The organism is Streptomyces sp. NPDC058653 (assembly GCF_042716895.1).
GTDB lineage: Bacteria > Actinomycetota > Actinomycetes > Streptomycetales > Streptomycetaceae > Streptomyces.
In genome coordinates, this window is record NZ_JBHXRM010000012.1 from 67,600 (window position 1) to 87,908 (window position 20,309).

19 protein-coding genes are annotated in these 20,309 nt (G+C 72.6%); 12 read left to right on the top strand and 7 right to left on the bottom strand.

Annotated features, from left to right (window positions below; genetic code table 11):
- Window positions 1-14: 14 nt before the first annotated feature.
- The 5 genes from ACFWU9_RS13215 to ACFWU9_RS13235 all read left to right on the top strand — a co-directional run bounded on the left by ACFWU9_RS13215 (window position 15) and on the right by ACFWU9_RS13235 (window position 4,047).
- A complete protein-coding gene (locus ACFWU9_RS13215) occupies window positions 15-200 on the top strand; it encodes a hypothetical protein (RefSeq protein WP_384317446.1) in 186 nt (61 codons plus the stop codon).
- Window positions 201-213: 13 nt separating this feature from the next.
- Window positions 214-912 carry a hypothetical protein gene (locus tag ACFWU9_RS13220; RefSeq protein WP_384317448.1) on the top strand — a complete coding sequence of 233 codons (699 nt, stop codon included), beginning with the start codon at window positions 214-216 and terminating at the stop codon, window positions 910-912.
- Window positions 909-1,901 (top strand): DUF6895 family protein, encoded by a 993-nt coding sequence (locus tag ACFWU9_RS13225; protein WP_384317450.1) that lies wholly within the window; start codon window positions 909-911, stop codon window positions 1,899-1,901. Before ACFWU9_RS13220 ends, ACFWU9_RS13225 begins: the two co-directional genes overlap by 4 nt.
- A 146-nt stretch (window positions 1,902-2,047) precedes the next feature.
- On the top strand, window positions 2,048-2,929 hold the full coding sequence (locus ACFWU9_RS13230; protein WP_384317660.1) for a DUF6895 family protein: 882 nt from the start codon (window positions 2,048-2,050) through the stop codon (window positions 2,927-2,929).
- Between the two features lie 110 nt (window positions 2,930-3,039).
- A complete protein-coding gene (locus ACFWU9_RS13235) occupies window positions 3,040-4,047 on the top strand; it encodes a serine hydrolase domain-containing protein (RefSeq protein WP_384317663.1) in 1,008 nt (335 codons plus the stop codon).
- A gap of 3 nt (window positions 4,048-4,050) precedes the next feature.
- Here ACFWU9_RS13235 and ACFWU9_RS13240 read toward each other — a convergent pair whose 3' ends face one another.
- The 6 genes from ACFWU9_RS13240 to ACFWU9_RS13265 all read right to left on the bottom strand — a co-directional run bounded on the left by ACFWU9_RS13240 (window position 4,051) and on the right by ACFWU9_RS13265 (window position 10,965).
- Window positions 4,051-5,136: a glycoside hydrolase family 26 protein gene (locus ACFWU9_RS13240; RefSeq protein WP_384317453.1), complete on the bottom strand. Its 1,086-nt coding sequence runs from the start codon at window positions 5,134-5,136 to the stop codon at window positions 4,051-4,053.
- On the bottom strand, window positions 5,136-5,540 hold the full coding sequence (locus ACFWU9_RS13245) for a hypothetical protein (protein ID WP_384317456.1): 405 nt from the start codon (window positions 5,538-5,540) through the stop codon (window positions 5,136-5,138). Before ACFWU9_RS13245 ends, ACFWU9_RS13240 begins: the two co-directional genes overlap by 1 nt.
- The gene (locus ACFWU9_RS13250; protein ID WP_384317458.1) at window positions 5,537-7,459 is read right to left on the bottom strand and encodes a hypothetical protein; all 1,923 of its coding nucleotides are present in this window, start codon (window positions 7,457-7,459) and stop codon (window positions 5,537-5,539) included. Before ACFWU9_RS13250 ends, ACFWU9_RS13245 begins: the two co-directional genes overlap by 4 nt.
- 180 nt (window positions 7,460-7,639) lie before the next feature.
- The gene (locus ACFWU9_RS13255) at window positions 7,640-8,455 is read right to left on the bottom strand and encodes a polysaccharide deacetylase family protein (RefSeq protein ID WP_384317461.1); all 816 of its coding nucleotides are present in this window, start codon (window positions 8,453-8,455) and stop codon (window positions 7,640-7,642) included.
- Entirely contained in the window at window positions 8,452-9,777 is a 1,326-nt protein-coding gene (locus tag ACFWU9_RS13260) for a glycosyltransferase (RefSeq protein ID WP_384317464.1), read from the bottom strand. Before ACFWU9_RS13260 ends, ACFWU9_RS13255 begins: the two co-directional genes overlap by 4 nt.
- A gap of 123 nt (window positions 9,778-9,900) precedes the next feature.
- Window positions 9,901-10,965: a GNAT family N-acetyltransferase gene (locus ACFWU9_RS13265; RefSeq protein WP_384317666.1), complete on the bottom strand. Its 1,065-nt coding sequence runs from the start codon at window positions 10,963-10,965 to the stop codon at window positions 9,901-9,903.
- A gap of 495 nt (window positions 10,966-11,460) precedes the next feature.
- Here ACFWU9_RS13265 and ACFWU9_RS13270 point away from each other — a divergent pair, with 495 nt between their 5' ends.
- The 7 genes from ACFWU9_RS13270 to ACFWU9_RS13300 all read left to right on the top strand — a co-directional run bounded on the left by ACFWU9_RS13270 (window position 11,461) and on the right by ACFWU9_RS13300 (window position 18,938).
- On the top strand, window positions 11,461-13,032 hold the full coding sequence (locus ACFWU9_RS13270; protein ID WP_384317467.1) for an ATP-binding protein: 1,572 nt from the start codon (window positions 11,461-11,463) through the stop codon (window positions 13,030-13,032).
- An 8-nt stretch (window positions 13,033-13,040) separates the two neighbouring features.
- The gene (locus ACFWU9_RS13275) at window positions 13,041-13,487 is read left to right on the top strand and encodes a roadblock/LC7 domain-containing protein (RefSeq protein WP_384317668.1); all 447 of its coding nucleotides are present in this window, start codon (window positions 13,041-13,043) and stop codon (window positions 13,485-13,487) included.
- Window positions 13,484-13,843, top strand: a complete 360-nt coding sequence (locus ACFWU9_RS13280) for a DUF742 domain-containing protein (RefSeq protein WP_384317470.1) — start codon at window positions 13,484-13,486, stop codon at window positions 13,841-13,843. Before ACFWU9_RS13275 ends, ACFWU9_RS13280 begins: the two co-directional genes overlap by 4 nt.
- Window positions 13,844-14,087: 244 nt before the next feature.
- The gene (locus ACFWU9_RS13285) at window positions 14,088-14,612 is read left to right on the top strand and encodes an ATP/GTP-binding protein (RefSeq protein WP_384317671.1); all 525 of its coding nucleotides are present in this window, start codon (window positions 14,088-14,090) and stop codon (window positions 14,610-14,612) included.
- 13 nt (window positions 14,613-14,625) lie between these two features.
- On the top strand, window positions 14,626-15,951 hold the full coding sequence (locus ACFWU9_RS13290; RefSeq protein WP_384317473.1) for a cytochrome P450: 1,326 nt from the start codon (window positions 14,626-14,628) through the stop codon (window positions 15,949-15,951).
- A 218-nt stretch (window positions 15,952-16,169) separates the two neighbouring features.
- Entirely contained in the window at window positions 16,170-17,429 is a 1,260-nt protein-coding gene (locus ACFWU9_RS13295) for a cytochrome P450 (RefSeq protein ID WP_384317675.1), read from the top strand.
- Between the two features lie 204 nt (window positions 17,430-17,633).
- The gene (locus tag ACFWU9_RS13300; RefSeq protein WP_384317475.1) at window positions 17,634-18,938 is read left to right on the top strand and encodes a family 16 glycosylhydrolase; all 1,305 of its coding nucleotides are present in this window, start codon (window positions 17,634-17,636) and stop codon (window positions 18,936-18,938) included.
- A gap of 92 nt (window positions 18,939-19,030) precedes the next feature.
- On the opposite strand, the gene hutI is transcribed toward ACFWU9_RS13300, so the two are convergent.
- Window positions 19,031-20,281 (bottom strand): imidazolonepropionase, encoded by a 1,251-nt coding sequence (gene hutI, locus ACFWU9_RS13305; protein WP_384317678.1) that lies wholly within the window; start codon window positions 20,279-20,281, stop codon window positions 19,031-19,033.
- Between the last annotated feature and the right edge of the window lie 28 nt (window positions 20,282-20,309).

Consider the following 20,309-nt stretch of genomic DNA (forward strand, 5'->3'; position numbering starts at 1 on the left):
AGGGGATGAATGGCATGTCCACTGAGACCAACGCCCGTGACATCGTGAAGGACTTGGACGTCGACATGGACGCGGTCCTGAGCCCGAGCGAGGCCGAAGGAACATACCGCGACAGCCGCGAGTGCGCGCAGCTCGCCCTGCTCGCCGGCGGAGGGGCTCTGCTGCTCTCGCCGCCGACCCCCCGCCCGAAGAAGGCCTGACGGGAGACGTCGAATGGAGCAGTCAGGTACCCCACCCCATTTGGCGGGCGCGGTGCATGACCTGGCTTCAGAGGTGGTCTCCGTCCTTCGGGGCGGGGGCCACTCCTCTGTGGTGGGCGGCAGCGTCGGCACCCTGGCGGACGAGAAGCTGGGCCTGGCGGCGGTGCGCGTACTGGGCGCGGACGTCCTGCTGCCGAGCGTGCTGACCCGGCGTCGGCCGCTCCCGGACGACCTCGCCGTCTTCCAGCGCGCCGTGCACACCTTCGCCCCCGGCGCCACGTCGTCCGAGACGACGGTCTGGAGCCACTGGGCGATGACGCAGGCGCTCCAGGGACTGGACGGTCCGGCGGCGGCGGCCGGAGCGCACGCCGGGCCCGACGCGTCGTGGCTGGAGGGGCTTGAGTGGCCCCGGCTGACCCACCAGCTCTCGCTCCTGGCGGCGCTCGCCGTCCCCGGCGCCGACTCGGCGGTCGCCCAGGCAGCCGCCCGCCGCCCCGTGGACGTGGCGCGGGGCTTCGTACGCGCCGTACGCCGCCGTGACTGGCTCCAAGCGGCCGGCGCCGGACGCTGGCTGAGCGTCATCGACGGCGTCCCGGGCACGCTCGGACTCGACACCGGGCTCGAATTCGTCGGCCGGATGGCCGGGAGCGACGCGCGGGTCGGCCTGCATGTGCACGCCGCGCGGCACATCCGCGCCGGGGGCCGTGGATGAGCACTCCTCCGACGGCCGAGGCGCCGGAGCTGTCTCGCGGGACCCGGGAGTCACCGGCGTCCCGCGTCTCGCGGAGGGCCCTCGAATGGGTGCACGGGCACCGCGACTTCTTCCGGCTGCCGGACGATGTCCTGGCCCCGGACGCCTCCGTCGACCGGACACTGAAGCCGCTCGGCGAACTGGCCCAGCTCACCTCCTCCGTCCGGACGCACAGCGAACCGGGCTCCCACCGCCATCGGCGCGCGTCGGAGCTGCTCGACTTCGCGTGGGACCAGACCCGGCAGGGCCGGCTCTTCCTCGACCTGCTGCGCGGCGAGCCCTTCACCACCTATCCGCTGGAGATCTACGCCGCCTTCGCCGCCGTGGGTCTGCGCCACCCGGGCTTCGAGGAGCTGGCGGGGACGGTACGGCGTACGCGCGGCTGGGAGCGGATCGAGCAGCAGCCGAACCGGCGCCTGGGCATGCTCAACACCGAGCGCCGGGTGGGTTTCCCGGCGTCCGGGGAGCCGTCGGCCGTGTTCGCGGGCACCTGGCTGGGCGGGCTGCCCGAGCCGTGGACGTTCGAGCAGACGGCCGGTTACGGGCTGACGCACGTCGTCTTCCATCTCACCGACTGGGGCAACGCGCCGCAGCTGATGCCCGCCGAGGTGGGCCGGTATCTGGCGACCTGGCTGCCCGCGTGGCTGGAGACCTGTCTGGAGGCGGAGCAGTGGGACTTGACCTGTGAACTGCTCGCCGTCGCCGGAAGCCTCCCCGAAGCCGGTCCGGACTCCGCGTCGTACGAGGACCTGCCCGGGACCGTCGACGCCGCGTGGACGCGGATCGCCGACATCCAGGACGCGGCCGGGAGCATCCCCGAGAACGGCAGGGACCGCCCGCACGAGCCGGCCGCGGACTTCGCGTACTGCTACCACTCCACACTGCTGGCCGTTTTCGCCGGCACACTGACGGATGTCCGCCTGGCGGGCGCGGACGGAGGCGTCGCATGACGACGGACAGCGGGCTCGGACCGGGCGGCGACGGGACGGAGAGCGACCGGGCGCACGGGCCGGGCCCCGAGGCCAACGGCCCCGGCGGGGCCGCGTCCGGCGGCGCGGACCTCACACGGCTGATCCACGGCGTGGGCGCCCAGGCCATGGAGTGGCTGCACACCCACCGCGCCCACTTCCGGCTCGAACCGGACGCCGACCCCGAGGTGGGTTTCCTGGACCGCTTCAAACCGATCGGCGAGGCCGCCACGATCTGCAAGGTCCTGTTCCGGGAGGGGGTGGCGGGCTCGCGGGGGGCCTCACTCGCCCGGGGACTGATGGACCATCTGTGGCGCGACGCCCTCGACGGCGGGCGGATGCTGGCCCGGGCCGGGCGGCAGGAGCCGATGTCGCCCATCCCCTTCGAGGTCTACCTCCCGTTCAGGGAGATGGGCTACCAGGAGCCGGAGACCGAGCGGGCCGTCCATCTCAACCACCGGCTCGGCAGCTGGGCCGCCCTGGAGCTGCCGCCCGTCCGCCGGCTGGGCATGTCCACGTGCGAGCGGCGCTTCGGGCTGGAGCCGAGCACTCCCGTGGAGGAGGCGACCGCACGCACCTGGCTGGCCCGCTCACCCGAGCCGTGGACCGTCGAGGGGCACATCGGATACAGCATCACCCACACGGTCTTCCACCTCACCGACTGGGGCGAGAGGCCCGAGGGGCTGCCGGAGGGCATGGCCCGCTATCTCGCGCGGTGGCTGCCCGTCTGGCTGGACGACTGGCTGGACCTGGAGCGGTGGGACCTGCTGGGCGAACTGCTCGTCGTCGACGCCTGTCTGCCCGAACCGACCCTGGACGAGCACGCCTGGCGGGGTTTCGCCGCCGCGCAGCAGCCCGACGGCGCGATGCCCGCCGTCCTGGAGATGCCGCGGGGGAGCCGGGACGACGTGTTCGACATCGTCTACCATCCGACCCTGGTCGCCGCCTTCGCCTCCGTGCTCGCCACCTCACGCGCCATGGCGCGCCTGTCGGAGCCCGTGGCCTCATGAACGGGTACGGCCTCACGGACGCCGAGGACGGCGGCACCCGGGACGCACGGGAGGCACAGGACGCGCGGGCCGTGGGCGCGGACATGTCCGACCTGTCCGCGCGGACGGTCATGGAGGCCGCGCGCTCCGCCCTCGCCGGCACCCCGCACGACCGGCTCGACGCGGCCGTACGCGCGGTCGACGCGCCGGAGGTCGTCTTCGCCGTCTCCGTCCAGGGCCGTCGCACCGTCCGCGCCTCGCCGGGCGCGGAGGGGCTGCGCTACGAGATCGGCTCGGCCTCCAAACCGTTCGCCGGTCTGCTGCTGGCCCGGCTCGCGCGGAGCGGCCACATCGCGTACGAGGACTCCGCGGCGGCCTGTTTCGGCACCCGGCCACGGCCGCCCGTCGCGCCGATCACGCTGCGCCATCTGATCACCCACACCTCCGGACTGCCCTCCCTGCCGCGCGACTTCTACCCGCAGGCGCTGCCGCGCTGGACGACCACTCCGTACGCGGGATACCCCCCGCACCGGGTGATCGACGCCTTCCTCCAGGCGCGTCCGCGCCATCGGCCCGGCAGACGCTGGCACTACTCCAACTTCGCGGTCTCCGTGCTCGGGCACGCGCTCGCCTCCGCCACGTTCACGAGCTGGGACGCGCTGATGGAGGAGCAGATCCTGGTGCCGCTGGGGCTGTCGGGTACGTCGACACGTGCCGCGCCGACCGCCACCGACGCGATCGGGCACGGCGCGGACGGTGTGCGCGAGGTGCCCCCGCTGAGTATGGGCGGCTTCGCGGCGGCGGGCGCGGTCCGGGCGACCCCGCACGATCTGCTCACCTTCCTGGAGGCGCATCTGCGGCCGGAGCGCACCCCGGCCCTGGCGCACGCGCTGCACGAGGTGCGCCGCCCCGTGCTGCGGCGCGGCCGGGGCAAGGCGCACACGCACACCCTGACCTGGTTCCAGCATGCGACGGACAACGGTCCGGCGTACTTCCACTGCGGGGCGACCAGCGGGCAGCAGGCGTTCATCGGGTTCTGTCCGGGGACGGGGACGGCGGTGGTGGCGGCGGCGACGCGCAAGTTCCGGCGGGGCGACCGGTTCGTGCCGACGGCGTACGAGGTGCTGTTCGGCGGCTGAGTACTACCCAGGCAGCGGCTGCCGGAAGTACCCGTCCCGGCCGGCCTCGCGGTAACCATCGAGCCCTGGGCCCTCGTTGACGGTCAGATCGCAGTTCTCGCCGGGCACCGGCCTGTTCCACTGCACCAGCGCCCTCACCTCCGGCATGGTGCGCACCGATCCGGGGATGTCCGCGTACCAGTCGCGCTGTCTGGCGGCGTCCGACGGGTCGGGAACGGTGCCGAACTCGGCCAGCATCAGAGGCTTCTCGGCCGATACGTTGGCCCGCAGCCAGTCGTAGGTGGGGCGCTGGCTGCGTTCGAAGTCCTTCCAGTCGGTGGTGTCGTGGCAGAGGTAGTAGTTGTACTGGTCCATGCCGATCCAGTCGACGTAGTCGTCCCCCGGATACAGGGCCTTCATCTCGGCCGCGCTGCCGAGATAGCCGGAGACCGTCCACACCCACACCACGTTGTCGACGCCCAGCTCCTCGAAGCGGTCGCGGAGGTGGCGGTAGGCGGCGACGTACTCCGCCGGGGTGCCCGCGCCCTCCTTGATACGGGCGTCGACCTCCTGGTCGAAGGAGAGGAAGATGCGCTTGCCCCGCTCCTCGCCGTACTCCTTGATACGGAGCGCCTGCGGGTCGATGATCTCCTCGTCGTGCTTCCCGGCGGCGATGTTCGCCCAGCCCAGCTGATCCTCCGTCCAGTTGGCGTGGTGCGGCTCGCGCCAGACGGTGGACTCCCAGGCCAGCATCAGCATCCGGTCCTCGCCCAACTCCCGCTCGTCGGGGGTCAGGAGCTGTCCGTCGAGCTCGGTGTTGGACATGTCGTGGTAGTTGTAGACGAGGTCCAGCCTGCGGCCGATCCTCTCCTCGAAGGCGTACACCGCCCTGGTGAGCGAGCCCTCGGCCGGGCCCTCCTCCGCGTAGGGGACGTACGCGCCCCACCACGCGCCGCACGGCGGCTCCAACCGTTCGGTGGCGGCGCACGTGTCCACCGGTCCGTCCCGCTGGGTGGCCCAGACGCCCACCCCGGCGACGAGCAGCCCGACGGCGATCAGGACGACCGCGGTGAACGCCCACTTCTCGTCCCGGCCGGTGCCCGCCGCCATCAGCGGCCCCTCCCAGCGCCGGGTCCGTGACGGCCGGGGCCGACCGCGCCCCGCGTCGCGGCGGGCAGCGGCAGCCCGGGCAGGGCGGCGGCGACGGTCGTGATCGCCGCGAGCGTCACCAGGAAGGCCGTCGCCGAGAAGCCGCGCACCAGGAAGAGGGTGGTGGAGACGGTCACCGCGAGGGAGAGGCTGAGCGGTGCGGCGAGCGCGACCATCTCGATACGGGCGGCCGGGCGCAGCGTGCCGCGCCGGGGGTGCAGGAGCGCGAGTCCGGGTCCGAAGCAGACGAAGAGCAGCACCGGGATCCAGCGCAGGGGTGAACCACCGGGCAGAGCGGTCACGGCGAGCGCGCCCCAGCCGGCGAGGACCGGCGGCAGTCGGAGCCGTAGATGATCCAGGGTCATGGACTCTCACCTTCCGCGTCCGGCCGGTACTCCAGGACGATGCCGTACGGGTGGACCTCCACGACCCGGAAGAGGGGCGAGACGCTGAGGCGCGAGCGCAGCCGGCCGAAGCCGCCCGGGGGCAGCAGCCCCTCACCGGCCGCGTAGATGTCCTGGGTACGGGTGAGGATCACGTACGCCTCGGCGCCGGGCGGGATCCGGTCGGACAGATAGCGGGCGGGGTCCGCCAGCATCCTCTCGTTCTCGGGGAGTTCCTGCTCGGCGAAGAACCAGTGCTCCAGGCGGTCGTAGCGGTGCAGCGCCCCCGGGAAGGAGCCGGTGGTGGCGAGGATCAGCGATCCGTCGGGCGCGCGGTCGAGCGTGCGGGTGACGAGCGCGGTCTCGGCGGGCGGGGTGTAGTACATCTTCTCCTTGCCGTAGTACGAGGGCAGGAAGCCCACCAGCAGCGCGAGGAGGGCGACGGGCAGCGCGAGATGGAGCGTGAGCGCGGCTCCCCGCCGGCGCGGTCCGCGCCGGGCGTCGCCGACGGCGGGCACGAGTGTCGCCGCCGCGAAGAACGCGGCGCCGGGCAGCCCGAACAGATAGACGCGGAAGAGCATTTCGCCGCCGTAGTCGTTCACGACGAAGAGCGGGACCGGCGCGACGGACACCAGCAGCAGCGGCAGCGCGCTCCGTACGAGACGGCGCCGCAGCAGCAGGGCGGCGCCCGCGAGCGCGGCGACGGCGAGCACCATCAGCACATTGGCGCGGCCGGCGAGTTCGGGGCCGGGTCCGGTGAGTTCACCGGCGTATCCGGCGCGTGAGTTCTGGGTCAGCTCGCCCAGGGAGTCGCGCAGGGTGCCCAGGGTCTCCACGAACAGCGGCCGGCCCATGGTCAGGTCCCAGGCAAGCATGATCAGCACGGCGAGCACGAGCAGGCCGTAGTTGCGGTAGCGGCGGGTGAGGGTCAGGGCGAACAGCGCGACGCAGAGCATCACCGGTGTGAGCTGGTGCGAGGCGTTGACGGCCAGGATCAGCGGCGCGAGGACGGCCGCGCAGACGGCGCGCTGCCGGGTGCCGGTGGGCGGTGGTACGGCAGCGGACGCCGGGTCCAGATACGTCCGGTCGCGCAGCCTGCCCGCGGACCTCGGCAGGACGAAGTGCCGCAGCAAGACGACGATCACGGTCAGATGCAGCAGATACGCGAAACCCTGCGGCGCCAGATAGTCCTGGCCCACCCAGTTGGCGAGCTGGAAGATCCAGACGGCGGTCCACACCAGCCGCCAGTCCTCGGTGAAGGTGCGGTACATGAGGACGAGCACCGGCAGCATCAGCAGACCGAGCGCGATCGGGGCCCAGTTGAGGAAGACGGCCGCGCTCTCCACACCGAAGGCGCGGACCAGACCGCCCACGAGGGTGAAGAAGCCGGGCCACTGGTCGTAGGCGGACATGTTGCCCGACAGGGCGCCGTTCGGGCGCAGTTCGCCGCTCCCCAGCAGCTGGTTGACGACGGCGTCGTGCTTGGAGGCCCAGGGGTAGCGCACGGAGTCGTAGAGGACGGCGGGTGGTGCCTTGAGGGCGGCCAGGAGGGCGACGCAGTAGCTCGCGGGCCACCAGGGCGCGGTGCCGGCGCGGCGCAGGGCGGCCAGGAATCCGAGGGTGAGGAGGGCGAGTGCGAGGTAGTACGCGACGGGGAACCGGTCGAGGAGCCCGTAGTCGCCCATGGAACGGAAGCCGATGCGCGGCAGCGCGTACACCCAGAGGACGGCCGCGGTGAGCAACGGCAGCCAGGAGAGGAGGAGTTGGGGCCGCAGGACCGCTAAGGACCGGGCGAGCGCGCGGCGCGGCCGGGGCGGGGGCGGGGGCCGCCGGGTCGTGGACGGGGCCTCCGCCTCGGTCCGAGGCTCCGCCAGGTCCGGCGCGGGCACGCGTGGTTGCACGGTGCGACTCCCCCCACCCCTGTGTCGCGGCCGTCACGCCGCTGTCCCGTTCAGCGAATTATATGAAGTCTCTGGGCTTTTGCGTGGCTCTCGTGCATCTCTGTTGCATGAGGGTCTCCGGCGCACCGGGCCCTGCGCATCAGCGCGCTCCCGGCCTCGGCCTGATCCGGATGAGACGCGTCAGCCGGCGAACTCCGGGCCCCGTACGGCGGCGCGTGCCCTGCGGTAGAGCCGCCAGCCCACCGTCGCCGCCGAGTCGGGGAACGGCGCCGCCCGCGCGCCCGCTCCCGCCATCCACGCCTCCACGTCCGCCACCGTGTGGCTCCGGCGCAGGATGAGGCGGGAGATACGGAAGGGTTCGTCCGTCTCGGAGCTGAGCGCATGGCGTACGGCGACGGCCGAGGCGTATCCGGCGCGCCGGGCCGCCCGCCGTACGGCACGGCTGTTGTAGCCGTGCGGATAGGCGAGATGCGCGACCTCGTGGCCGAGCACGTCCTCCAGCGCCGCCTTCGACTCCCTTAGTTCACGGTCCAGTTCGCCCGCGCGGAGCGTGTCCAGCTGTGGGTGGGTGACCGTGTGCGCGCCGACCTCCAGAGCGTGCCGCTCCAGCGACGGCGCCTGCGCGAGCGTCATCATCGGGGCGGGCGGCAGCAGGCTGCCGAGACCCGGGGTGATGGCGCCGGTGGTGAGATAGACGGTCGCGGGCAGGGCGCGCTCGGCGAGCGCTTCGGCGGTCGGCCCCGGAAGATCGGCGAATCCGTCGTCGAAGGTGAGGACGACGGGCCGGGGCGGCAGCGGGACACGGCGGATCAGCCGGTCGACGAGCGCGCCGACGGTCACGGGAGTACGGCCCGAGGCCACGATCGCGTCCAACTGGTCGCCGAACCGCCGTGGCGCGACGGTGAATTCGGCGATCCAGGCGGGCGGGTCGTCCATCACGGCGTGGTAGAGCAGCACCGGGACAGGGGACGGCGGGTGGTCCGCCGGCCGGGTCATCGCCGCCCCCAGCGGGCCCTGGCGTATCCGAGGGGGCCGTACAGCATGCCCCTGCGCTCCAGCCGGGACAGGGCGCGCGGCCACGGGTGGGCCTGGGCGCCGTGCGCGCCGGGGGCGCCCGTCCCGTTCTCGCCGGGGCCTTGCCGGTGGGCGGTGATGGCGCGCGCGTGGGCGAGGCCGCGCGGCAGCTTCGCCAGCAGCGCGGGCAGGAGCGCCGGGTGGCGGCAGACGACGGCGGTGAGGTAGGCGGTGAGGCCGGCCCCGTAGCCGTACGCCTGGTTCCGCAGGTCCTGCCAGGTCTCGCGGTGGTGGTGCCAGACCAGGGCGTCGGGCGCGTAGCGCAGCCGGTGGCCCGCGGTCAGGACGCGGACGAAGGCGTAGAGGTCGTCGCCGCCCTTGGCGGGTGTGCCGGTGCCGGTCGCGGGGTCGAAGCCGCCGACGGCGCGCAGCGCGGAGGCGCGGAACGCCATGTTGGCCCCGGAGCCGAAGCTGCCCGCCGTGAACGGGAAGAGCGGTTCGCCGACGGGCGGCGCGGCCGGGTCGTAGAGACGCGGGTCGAAGCCCTTGGCGAAGCCGCCGTGGCTCTCCAGGAGGACCTGCGCGGGGGTGGTCAGACGGGCCGGGAGGATCAGGCCGGTGACACAGCCGGTGCGCGGGTCCTCGGCGAACGGCGCGGTCAGCGCGGAGAGCCAGTGCGGATCGGCGACGACGTCGTCGTCCGTGAAGGCGACGACGGGGCTGTCCGCGGCGGCGACACCCCGGTTGTGGGCCGTGGCCAGTCCGGGCACCGGCTCGCGGAGATAGGTGACGCGGCCCGCGTAGCCGGTGGCGACCAGCTCGCGGGTGGCCGGGGTGACGGGCGCGTTGTCGACGACCACGACGCGGAAGTCCGGGTGGTCCTGCGCGAGGAGCGAGTCGAGCGCCCGGCCGAGCCGGTCGGCGCGCTCGCGGGTGGCGACGACGACGGTCGTACGGGGCGGGCCCGCCGTCGGCGGGCTCGCCGTGCCCGCGCCCGCCGTGCTCGGTGCCGGGCGGTGCGGGCCGTGCTCGCCCGACTGCGCGAGGAAGGCCGCCGTCAGTACGTCGCGGGGGTCGGCGCCGTCCGGGACCGTGGTCAGGACGGTGGCGACGGGGCGGCCCCGCAGCCGTACGAGAGCGTAGACCGGGCCCGCCCGGAGGGCCGGTCCGCCGGGGGCCGGGGTCAGGGTCAGCACCGTGGCCCCACCGCCCGGATCGAGGTCCAGGTCCAGGTCGGCGACGACGATGTCGCGCAGGGGCGATCGCGCGGGTGGTCGTGAGGACGTGCTCGGACTCTGGGGCATCCTGCCTCCGCTCATGTGCCCTGGGAACGACTGACAAGTGGTGCGGGAGAGGGGTGTGAGCGCCGGTGACCGGCCACGGGCAGCCTGGCCGCCGGCCCGGGACCGGCGGACACCGACCGCCCGTCACCGGTCGCGGAGCCGGCCCACCCGGTTGAGGGCGCGCTGCGCGTAGCCGGCCAGCTTCGGCCGGTTCCGTACGAAGCTGTGCGCGCGGCGCGAGGGCTCGCGGCTGAGCCGGTAGAGGGCCGCCCGGGGCCCCCGCCGTACCGACGCCCCCTCGTACACCCGCAGTTCACCGGTCTTGAGCGCGTCCTTGTACTCGGCGGCGCCGCGTCCCAGGTCGAGCAGCGAGATCCCGGCTCCGGCCGCCGCCTCGGCCATCCGCAGATGCAGGATCAGGCCCGGCGAGTACTTGGCGAAGTCGGTGTCGTACGCGGGGAACCAGCAGGACAGAACGGTCCGGGAGCGGAGCCCGAAGTGGGCGGCGACTGGCCTCTCACCGACGTACAGCACGGACAGGACCCCGGAGCAGCCGGGCGTGCGGTCCGCCGCCAACTGCCGTACCAGCGTGCTGATCCACTCCTTGGCGAACCGGTCGCGGCGGCCGGTCCTGCGGTACTGGGCCGACTTCCACTCCATGAGCGTGCGCAGGGCCGCCGGGTCGCGCTCGTCGAAGACGAACCTGACCTCGCCCGCCTGGCGGGCCAGTTTCCGTTCCTTGGCGGTCGTCGTACGGAAGAACTTGGGCGATCCGGCGCGCAGGACCTTCTCGTACTCCTCGTACCCCTGGCCGATGTCGATGACCGGGGAGCCGAACTCCTCGGCCGCCTCGGGGACGAACAGCCTCTGGCCCGCCTCCAGGTTGTCGAACTCCCAGCTGGTGAGCGAGCAGGCACGCAGCAACTCCCCCGCCGTGAGGGGGTGTTCGGGGTCCAGCACCGGCCCCTGGCTGTCGGAGACCCCGAAGCCGATCGCACGGCCCTGCCCCAACGGGCCCCTCTCATAAGGGAAGAAGCCGCTCGACGGGCCGCTCCCGTCTCCGACGACGGCCACCCGGGCGCCCGGCCGCACCCGGCCGACGGCGAGGGTGAACTCGGGCTCCATGAACGGGTTGGCGGGCGCGGCGGAGAGCGCCCGTAACTCACGCCACCGTTCGATCTCCCCCGCGTCCAGCTCCTCGGGCCGCATCACACGGATGCGGGCCGCGGCAGCACTTCGTACGCGTACCTCACTCAACTCGACCCCCCGGTCGCTCGGGCCCGTCCCCATCGGCCGTTCCCGCGGCCGCCCCCCGACGAGCTCACGCAGAACAGGACGGTACCGGCCCAAATCGCTCCGGTACAGGGCCAGTCGGCCATGTCATGACCGATACCGAACACGACCGACACCGTGGAGGGACCTGTACATGGGACCGATGGTGCCCAGGGGGTGGCTGCGCCGCGCGGTCTACCGGGCACGGCCAGCCCGAACGCCCCGCCGACTCGCCGTACATGTGCGCGGATGGTGGGCGACTCGTGTCGCGGTGTGACAGGAGTTGAGCAACTCCCGCCCGCCGCAGGCACATTGCTCGTAGGATCTGGTTGCTCGCGATCACCCCATCGGGAGCCCGACGTATCCGACAAGTCCTGGAAGGGGCCCGGTCTCCGTGTTCGCCGTATCCGCGCCTGTCATGTCGGGGTCGCCGTGTTGAACCGTCCGGTGGACAGGCGGCGCAGACGGGTCGTGTGGTGGCTCGCGGTCCTGGTGACCGCCGCCGTCGCCGCCGCGGCGATCGGCAAGGGCTCGTCGGCCGAGTGGCGGCAGGCCCTCGCGGGCGGCTGCGCTGCCCTGGCCGTGCTGCTCGTCGCCTGGGTGATCGTGCTGCACCGGCGGCTGGGCGCGGAGCGCGCCGAACGCGAGCGGGAGCGGCGGACCGCCGCCGCGCGAGCCTCGGAAGTGGCCCATCTGGCGGCGGTACGCGTCCCCGCCATCGCCGAACGGGTGCGCACGGGGCGGCGGTTGGACGGTGTGCCGGGACCCCTGGCGCCCGAGACCGAGACCGGCGAGGACTTCGCCCGCGCGCTGGCCGCGGTGGTCGCCGCGCTCGGCTCCGACGAGGCCGTACGGCGCGAGCGCGGGCTCCGCGACTCGGTGCAGACGGCCTTCGAGTCGGTCGCCCGCAACATGCACGCGATGGCCACCGTGCAGCAGCAGGTACTCGACCATGTGGAGCGCGCCATCGACGACCCGCGGCTGATGGCGGACGTGATGAAGGCCGACCACGCGGCGGCGCAGATGACCCGTAAGGCCCAGACGCTCCTGGTGATGTGCGGTATCTGGCCGGCCAGGCGCGAGTCGCAGCCGGTCTCGCTGTACGACTGTGTGCGTGGCGCGCAGTCGCGGATCGTGGAGTTCGGGCGGGTGGAGGTGCACGGCGGGCAGACGCTGTTCGTGGTGCCGCCCGCCGTCGAGGGTCTGATGCACGCCATCGCCGAACTCCTGGAGAACGCGACGGTGTTCTCGCCCTCCCGCACCCAGGTGATCGTGACGATCCGGGAAGTGGGCGCGGGGGCCGTCGTGGAGATCGACGACGCGGGCCTCGGTATGCCTCCGGACGTACTGCACATGGCGATGTCGCAGCTCAGGGACGATATGGACCTGACGCGGCTCGGGGCCGTACCGCGGCTCGGACTGGCGTGCGTGGGGCGCTGGAGCCGGGAGATGGGCTTCAACGTGGAGCTGACGGGGGCCTCCGCGTACGGCGGGACCCGGGCCGTCACCTTCGTACCACACCGCCTGCTGACCGAACCGCTGTCGCACTTTCCGCCGGTGCCCGCCCGCGAACGGGCGACGGCGGGAGAGGCGTCGGGGAAGCGCTCGGCCGGCAAGGCGTCGGCGGGCGGAGGCTCCGGCGCGGGCTCGGGCACCGGCAGCGGCGGCGGCTCCGCCGGCGCGACTCCGGCGGGCGAGGAGCGTGAGCACGAACGGCCGGGTGCCCCCGTGAGCGCCGAGGACGCGCCCGGCGGGCTGCCGCGCCGCCGCAGCAGGCGGCGGTCCCCGGCCGCCGACTCCGATTCCGGCTCCGCCCGGAAGAGGGGACGGACACCGGCACAGGCACCGCAGACATCACCACAGCAAGCACAGCCCGACCCCTCCTGGACCCCCGAAGCGGCACGCGCGTCGATCACCAGCGTGGTGTCCGGCTCCCGTCGTGGCCGCGCGGCGGCCGTCCAGGACACCGAAGTGCCCGACCAACACGACGGAGGCCGGCAGTGACCGGAAGAGTGACCGGAACGATCTCCCGACTCCCGGATCTCGGGTGGATGCTCCGCCCGCTGACCGAGATCCCGGGGGTCCGCCACGCCGTGGTCGTCTCGGAGGACGGCCTGCGGCTCGGCCACGCGTCCGCCGAGAACCTGAAGGGCCCCGTGTCCGAACTGAGCGTGGCCGAGGCCGAATCGCTCGCGGCGGCCTCCGCCGCGCTGACCATGACCGGGCGTTCCACGGCGGGTCTGCTGTTCGGCGGCGGCGCCGACGTACGGCAGTTGATGCTGGAGTCCGACCAGGGCTTCATCCTCTTCACCTCGGCCGGCGTGGGCGCGCAGCTGGGCGCCGCGACCGAGACGGACGCCGATGTGGGCCTGGTGGCCCAGCAGATGCAACTGCTGGTCGTCAAGATCGGCAGCCACCTGAGCAGCCATCCCCGGGATCCGGTGAGCCCGTCGTCATGACGGAGGGCCCCGACGACCGGACCACGTCGGCGGTACGCCCGTACGTGATCACCGGTGGCAGGGCGGACGCCGGAGTCGCACCACTGTCCTGGGAATCGCTGGTGATGGCCGCGCCGGCGGTTCCGCCGGTGACCCTCCAGCCGGAACACCGCACGATATTGACGCACTGTCAGGGGCTGCTGTCGGTGGCCGAGGTGTCGGCCCATCTCGGCCAACCACCCTCCGTGGTACGGGTGTTGCTCGCCGACCTCATCGACTGGGGACTGATCGTGACCCGCCCACCCATACCGCCGGCCGAACGAGCCGATGTGACCATGCTGAGAAAGGTCCTCCATGGCCTCGAAAGCCGCCTCTGAGGCCTCCGCGCCCGAGGCGCCGGAAGGGGCGTCGTCGGACGCCCCGCCGGACCCGCCGTCCGAGCCGTACACGTCGCCCGAGCCGTATGTGACGTCCGAGGCGAACGCGACCTCCGAGGCGCACGGGCTGCCGTCCGGGCCGGCCGCGTCCGACGGCTCCGGGTCCGGCGGCACCGGTTCCGCCGACTCCGGCGCCGACTCCGGCAAGTACGTGAGCCCGACCGTCTCCGGCGCGGCGAAGATCATGGTGGTCGGGCCGCTGGGCGTCGGCAAGACGACCTTCATCGGTACGGTCTCCGAGATCAAGCCGCTCAGCACCGAGGCCGTGATGACCCAGGCGGGCGCGTCGGTCGACATACCGCCCGACGAGGCCAAGGCCACCACCACAGTCGCCCTGGACTTCGGCCGGATGACGCTCGACGGCGAGCTGGTCCTCTATCTCTTCGGTACGCCCGGGCAGCAACGTTTCCTCCCCGCGTGGCGCGATCTGGCGCGGGGCGCACTGGGCGCGCTCGCACTGGTGGACACCCGCGATCTGACCGCGTCCTTCGACGCCCTCGGCCATCTGGAGGACCTCGGGCTGCCGTTCGCCGTGGCCGTCAACGTCTTCCCCGGCAGCCCCCGGCACAGCGACGCCGAACTGCGCGCGGCCCTGGACCTGCTGCCGGAGACCCCGCTGGTCTCCTGCGACGCGCGGGACGAGCGGTCGTCCGTGATGGCGCTTATCGCGCTCGTACGCCACCTCCTTCTCGCCGCCGAGTCCTCATGACGACGGAGTCCCCATGACCACGCCCGCAGCCGAAGACACCGCCGGAGCCCCGGCCGAAGCCGCGTCCACGCCGACGCCCGGGGCCGGGGGCTGTCCCGTCACCGGCGCCGGCGCCGGCGCGACTCCCCTCTTCGGGGAGCACCTCGACGGCGACAGCATGCCGCGCCTGTACGAGCAACTGCGCGCCGAGCACGGCCCGGTGGCCCCGGTCACGGTCGCACCCGGTATCGAGGCATGGCTCGTGCTCGGCCACCGGGAGCTCGTCCGGCTGACCCGCGAGGAGCAGGACTTCTCCCACGACCCGCGCCGCTGGCGGCAGTTGCGCGAGGGCCGGGTGCCGGAGGACTCGCCGATCCTGCCGATGGTGGGCTGGCGCCCGGCGCTGCTGTTCGCCGACGGGCAGCAGCACCGCCGTATGCGGACCGCCGTGTCGGACGCGCTCTCCCGAATCAACGGGCATGAGCTGCGGCGCGGTGTGAGGGCGATGTCCGAGCGGCTGATCGCCGAGTTCGCCGAGCGCAAGGAGGCGGACCTGGTCTCGGACTACGCGCGCAAACTGCCGCTGATGGTGATCACCGGCCTGCTCGGGCTCGACGGGCCGACGGGGGCGGAGCTGGTGAAGGCGATCGCCGGGCTGGCCGTGGCGAACGCCCACTCCGCCGACGCGAGCAAGCGCATGGGCGCGATCCTGCTCGCCCTGATCGAGGAGAAGCGGCACCGCCCCGGCAACGACGTCACGTCCGCGCTGCTGAACCATCCGGCGCGGCTGACGGACGAGGAGGTGCTGCACAACCTGGTGGTGATGTTCGTCGCGGGCAACCAGACGACGGTGAACTGGATCGCCACCACCCTGCGCATCCTGCTCTGCGACCCGGCGTTCCGGTCCTCGCTCAGCGGCGGTCATCTGAGCGTGGACGACGCGCTTGACCTGGTGCTGTGGCGGTTCCCCCCGACGCAGAACTTCCCCGCCCGGTACGCCACCCGCGACCTGGTCTTCGGTGGTCAGGAGATACGGGCCGGGGACATGCTGATCCTCGGTCTGGCCGGCGCGAACGCGGACCCCGAGGTCCTGCCGGAGGACGGTACGCCCGTCGTCGGCAACCGCTCGCACCTGGCCTTCGGGGCCGGGCCGCACACCTGCCCGGCCCAGGATCCGGCCAGGCTGATCACCCGTACCGCGGTCGACACGATCAGGCACCGGCTGCCGGATCTCGAACTGGCCGTGCCCGAGAGCGAGTTGGCCTGGATCAAATCGCCATGGAGCAAGGGCCTGGCGGCCCTTCCCGTCCGCTTCACCGAACCGCAGTTGCCGCGCGGCGCGCAGGCACCGCGGAGTTGAGGAGAGCACCGATGAGCGCCCAGCCCGATCCGTACGCCGCACCGTCGCACACGCCCGCCGTCACGCCCGCTGTCGCGCACAGCACCACGCACAGCGCCGAGCACCCCGGCACGCCCGACGTCACGAACAGCGCCACGCCCGCCGATCCCCACGCGGACCCCCATGGCGATCCGCATGGCGATCCGCATGGCGATCCGCATGCCCCGGCCCCGCACCGGATGGACCCGGCCGGCGGCTGCCCGCACGCCGCCAACGCCCGCCTGCTCGCCCGTAACGGGGTGGCCCGTGTCGTACTGCCCGGCGACGTCGAGGCGATGGCCGTCATCGGGCACGACGCGCTGAAGGACTTCCTGTCGCATCCCGATGTGGCGAAGGGCGCGAGCCACTTCACCGCGTTGCGGGAGGGGCGGATCCCAGACGGCTGGCCGCTGAAGACGTTCGCGACCGTTCAAGGCATGACGACGGCGGACGGCGACGACCACCGGCGGCTGCGCTCGCTCGTCAGCAAGGCGTTCACCTCGCGGCGGGTGGAGGCACTGCGCGGGCGGGTGGAGGAGGTGACGGCGGAGCTGCTGGACAACCTGGCGGCCGGGGCCACGGCAGCCGCCGAGAGGGACGGGCGGAGCCCCGACGGGGAGCCCGTACCGCACGTCGTCGATCTCCGCGCCGACTTCGCGCTGCCGCTGCCGATGGGTGTCATCTGCGAACTGCTGGGCGTGGACGAGGAGTTCCACGACCAGCTGCACCATCTGTCGAACCAGATCGTCGCGACGGACATCTCCCCCGAGGACGCGATGGCCGCCAACCGCGACATCGTGGCCGTACTGGGCGCGGTGGCCGCCTCCCGTACCGAGAACCCCGGCGAGGACCTGACCAGCGCGCTGATCGCGGCGCGCGACGAGGACGGCGACCGGCTGAGCGGGCACGAACTCATCGGCACCCTGCTGCTGATGATCATCGCCGGGCACGAGACGACGCTGAACCTGATCACCAACGCCGTACGGGCCCTCTGCCGCCACCGCCACCAGCTCGAACTGGTCCAGAACGGCAAGGCGAGCTGGTCGGACGTGGTCGAGGAGACCCTGCGCTGGGACAGCCCGGTGAGCTTCTTCCCGTTCCGCTACCCGACCCGGGACCTGACGGTGGACGGCACGCTGATCCCCCGGGGCACGCCGGTGCTCGCGGGCTACTCGGCGGCGGGCCGCGACAAGGCCGCGCACGGCGAGGACGCGGATCTGTTCGACGTCACGAGGTACGCCACGGGCTCGACCACCCGCCATCTCTCGCTCGGCCACGGCACGCACTTCTGTCTCGGGTCGTCGCTGGCCCGGATGGAGGCGACCATCGCGCTGGAGCGGCTGTTCACCCGCTTCCCGGACCTCGATGTCGCGGTCACGGAGGCGGAACTGCCGCGTCACGCGAGCTTCGTGGGCAACAGCGTGCAGCAACTGCCGGTGTCCTTGGGCCGGTTGGGGTAGTCGGGGCGTTCGGCACTGGGTCACCGGCCGCCGGGGCGCGCGAAGCCGACAACTGTGCGAGAGCGGGGTCCGGGTGACGGTTCGTCAAGAACTTTGGTCCATACCAACTCCTTGACGGCCCCACCCGACCCCCCTTAAATCAAGTATTGAATTAATGCACTGAATGTCATGCGCATGCCCCCCTGAGAAGTGAAGTGATGACCTGTGCGAACCCCCCTGCGGCGTCGTGTGACGCTGTACGCCCTGGCCCTCCTCTGCTGTACGAGCGTGGCCACAGCAGTGCCTTCGGGAGCGGCGGTGCCCTCTCCCGAACCCCGTACGAGCACGGTCGAGAGATCCGCCGGAACGAACGGGACGAACGACACGAAGGCCGCCGCCGCCGTGACGTTCGACGAGAACTTCGACGGTCCCGCCGGATCGGCCGTCAACGGCAGTAGGTGGCAGATCGAGACCGGCGACAACGTCAACAACCACGAGCGGCAGTACTACACGGCGGGCAACAACAACGCCCGCCTCGACGGCCAGGGCAATCTGGTGATCACCGCCCGCAAGGAGAACCCGGGCAACTACCAGTGCTGGTACGGCCGGTGCGAGTACACCTCCGCGCGGCTCAACACGGCGGGCAAGTTCACCGCGCAGTACGGCCGCGTCGAGGCGCGGATGAAGATCCCGCGCGGTCAGGGCATGTGGCCCGCGTTCTGGATGCTCGGCAACAACATGGGTGACGTCGGCTGGCCCAACAGCGGCGAGATCGACATCATGGAGAACGTCGGCTTCGAGCCCAACACCGTCCACGGCACCCTGCACGGCCCCGGTTACTCGGGCTCGGGCGGCATCGGCGCCGGGTACAGCCTCCCCGGTGGCCAGGCGTTCGCCGACGCGTTCCACACCTTCGCGATCGACTGGTCGCCCAACTCCATCCGCTGGTCGGTCGACGGCAACGTCTTCCAGACCCGTACGCCCGCCGACCTGGGCGGCCGGGAGTGGGTCTTCAACAAGCCGTTCTTCCTGATCCTGAACCTCGCGGTCGGCGGCTACTGGCCCGGCGACCCGAACAGCAGCACCCCCTTCCCGAGCACCCTGACGGTCGACTACGTGCGGGTCACGACGGACGGCGGCGGAGGCACCGGCGGCTCGATCACCGGTCTCGGCGGCAAGTGCCTGGACGTGGCGGGCGCGAACCCCGCCAACGGGACGGCTGTCCAGCTCTACGACTGCAACGGCTCCGGCGCGCAGCAGTGGAGCAGGGGCGCCAACGACTCGCTGCGGGCGCTCGGCAAGTGCCTGGACGTGAAGGACAACAGCACCGCCGACGGCGCGCAGCTCCAGCTCTGGGACTGCTCCGGCGCGGGCAATCAGCGCTGGGCCGTGTCGGGCGCGAACGACGTCGTGAACATCCAGGCGAACAAGTGCATGGATGTGACCGGCGGCGCCTCGACCAACGGGGCACGCGCGCAGATCTGGACCTGCACGGGCGCGGCCAACCAGAAGTGGTCGGTGAACGCGTAACCGCGGGGCGGCACTGATCGGCTGACTCAACGGCCCCGGCGGCGCGGCAAGTTACTTGCCCGCCGCCGGGGTCGTTCCGTTCGTCCGTCCGTTCAGTGCAGGCGTTCTCCGGCGCGCCAGACCGCCCAGGTCAGCGGCACCCCCGGCCGGTAGGCGAGATGCACATGGCTCGGGGCGTCGAGCAGGACCAGGTCGGCGCGGGCGCCGCGCCTGAGGCGTCCGACGTCCGTACGGCGCAGAGCGGCGGCGCCGCCCGCCGTGGCCGACCAGATCGCCTCGTCGGGCGTCATTCCCATGTCGCGTACGGCGAGGGCGATGCAGAACGCCATCGACGAGGTGAAGGACGACCCGGGGTTGCAGTCGGTGGAGAGCGCGACGCTGGCGCCCGCGTCCAGCAGCCGGCGGGCGTCGGGCCACTCGGCGCGGGTGGAGAACTCGGCGCCGGGCAGGAGCGTGGCGACCGTACGGGAGTGGGCCAGCGCGTCCACGTCCTCGTCGGTGAGGTGGGTGCAGTGGTCGGCGGAGGCGGCGTCCAGCTCGACGGCGAGCTGGACACCGGGGCCGTACGACAACTGGTTTGCGTGGACGCGCGGTTGGAGGCCCTTCGCCCGCCCGGCGGTGAGGATCGCCCGTGCCTGGTCGCCGTCGAAGGCGCCCTTCTCGCAGAAGACGTCGATCCAACGGGCGTACGGGGCGCAGGCGTCGAGCATGTCGCCGGTGACGAGGTCGACATAGGCGGCGGGGTCGTCGGCCAGTTCGGGCGGGACGATGTGGGCGCCGAGATAGGTGACCTCGTCGGTGTGGCGGGCCGCGACGCGCAGCGATCGCGCCTCGTCGGTGACGGTGAGGCCGTACCCGGACTTGGTCTCCTGGGTGGTGGTGCCCTGGCGGAGGCCCTCGGCGAGGTATTTGGCGACGTTGGCGCTCAGCTGCTCGTCGCCGGCGGCGCGGGTCGCGGCGACGGTGGTGCGGATGCCGCCCGCGGAGTAGGGGCGGCCCGACATGCGGGCGTTGAACTCCCGGGTGCGGTCGCCCGCGAAGACGAGGTGGGAGTGGGAGTCGACGAAGCCGGGGACGGCGGCCCGGCCGCCGGCGTCGACGGCATTGTCAGTGGCGGGTGCTTTGCTTGACTCACCGACCCAGATGACGCGGTCGCCGCCGATGACGACGGCCGCGTCCTGGATCAGACCGATGGGGGATCCGTCACCGAGGGAGGGGTCGTTGGTGACCAGAGCGGCGATGTTGGTGATGGCGGTGGTGGGCGCGGCCGTGGGCGCGCTCGGGTGGACGGGCGTGCGGGAGACCGTGCGGGCCGGCCGGTCTGCGGGCGTGTCGGCGGCCATGTGGGCAGGCGTGTCGGCGGGCGGGTTG